Source organism: Streptomyces avidinii (assembly GCF_014650695.1).
In the GTDB taxonomy this organism is placed as follows: domain Bacteria; phylum Actinomycetota; class Actinomycetes; order Streptomycetales; family Streptomycetaceae; genus Streptomyces; species Streptomyces avidinii.
Genome location: NZ_BMVL01000050.1, coordinates 1 through 1,924, shown reverse-complemented (window position 1 = coordinate 1,924; position 1,924 = coordinate 1). Strand labels below are relative to the sequence as shown.

The 1,924-nt window shown below is 70.8% G+C and carries 1 protein-coding gene; it reads left to right on the top strand.

Annotated features, from left to right (window positions below; translation table 11 throughout):
• On the top strand, window positions 1-1,924 hold a 1,924-nt coding region (locus tag IE257_RS37665; RefSeq protein WP_189974625.1), incomplete at both ends, for a condensation domain-containing protein.

Here is a 1,924-nt window from a genome sequence, read left to right as displayed (position 1 = left end):
CACCGTCGAGGGGGGCACCGCGAACGTCGCGGACGTCTATCCCCTGGCCCCGCTCCAGGAGGGCCTGCTCTTCCACCACCTCCTCGCCGACGGCGGTGACGACGCCTACGTGCTGCCTTCGGTGCTCGAGTTCCCCTCGCGCGAGCAGCTGGATGCCTTCACGGACGCGCTGCAGCAGGTGATCGACCGGCACGACATTTTCCGGACCTCGTTCGTCTGGGAAGGACTGCGCGAACCGGTCCAGGTCGTCTGGCGCAAGGCCGTCCTGCCGGTCGTCGAGCTGACGCTCGACGCGCAGGGCACTGATCCGGTCGCCGAGCTGGTCGCAGCGGTCGGATCCTCCCTGGCTCTCGGCCGGGCGCCCCTGTTCAGCTTCCACGCGGCGGCCGTACCGGGTGGCGAGCGCTGGCTGGGCCTCGTGCGGGTGCACCACCTGGTGCAGGACCACACCGCGCTGGAGGTGCTCCTCGGCGAAGTCGGCGCGTTCCTCACCGGCCGGGGCGGTGACCTGCCTGCGCCGCTGCCCTTCCGGACCTTCGTCGCCCACGCCCGTAGCGGCAACGACGGGGCGGCGCACGAGCAGTACTTCGCGGAGCTGCTCGGCGACGTGACCGAGCCGACTGCCCCCTACGGCCTGGTGGACATCCACGGAGCCGGCTCAGACGTGGTGCGTGAGGTCGTACCGTTCGCTCCGGCCAGCGGGGCGCGGCTGCGCGAGGTGGCACGTCGACTGGGCGTGAGCACAGCCACCGTTCTGCACGTGGCGTGGGCCCGGGCACTGGCCGCGGTCTCCGGCCGTGACGACGTGGTCTTCGGCACGATCCTGTTCGGCCGGATGAACGCGGGGGTCGGCGCCGACCGGGTCCCCGGTCCGCTGATCAACACGCTTCCGGTACGCGTGCGCACCGCCGAACTCGGTGTGCTGGGCGCGGTCACCGCGATGCGCGACCAGCTCGCACACCTGCTGGAGCACGAGCACGCGCCGCTCGCCGTGGCGCAGGGCGCCAGCGGGATCGCGGGTGAGGCGCCGCTGTTCACCGCCCTCTTCAACTACCGGCACAACACCGGCGGCAACGCGGCGGAGGAGACCGGAGAGAACCCCACCGGGGCCCAGGTGAGCGATGCCGACGGCATCCGCCTCGTGTTCTCGCGTGAGCGGACCAACTACCCGCTCGCGGTCGCGGTCGACGACGACGGAGACCGTGGGCTGTCGCTGGCCGTGGACGCGCTCGCTTCCATAGACGGCCTCGCGGTCGGTGTGCTGGTGCGTACGGCCGCCGAGAACCTGGTGTCGGCGCTGGAGGTGGCACTGGACGGTGGGCCCGAGGTACCGCTGAGTGCACTGCAAGTCCTGGACGAAGCTGGGCTGGACCGGGTCGTGCGCGAGTGGAACGACACGGCGGTGGAGGTCGGTTCCTCTTCTCTGTCGGGGTTGTTCGAGGCGCAGGTGGGGCGTACTCCGGGTGCGGTTGCGGTGGTGTTCGAGGGTGCGGAGGTTTCGTACGCCGAGCTTGACGCCCGGGCGAATCGTCTGGCGCGTCTGTTGGTGTCGCGTGGTGTGGGTGCGGAGTCGGTGGTCGGTGTCGCGTTGGAGCGTGGTGTCGACATGGTGGTCGCTCTGCTGGCGGTGGTGAAGGCGGGTGGTGCGTATCTGCCGATCGATCCGGAGTATCCGTCCGAGCGGGTCGCGTTCATGTTGGAGGATGCCGCGCCGGTCGCGGTGGTGACCTCGCAGGCCCTGGCCGCGCGGGTCCTTCCGGACTCGGTCGCGGCGTCGGTGGTCGTGCTCGATGATGCCGCCACGGTGGCGGAACTGGCCGCGGCCGAGGGTGGTGCGCTGTCCGACGCGGAGCGCCGGGGCGAAGTACTGCCGTCGCATCCGGTGTATGTGATCTATACGTCGGGTTCGACGGGTCGGCCGAAG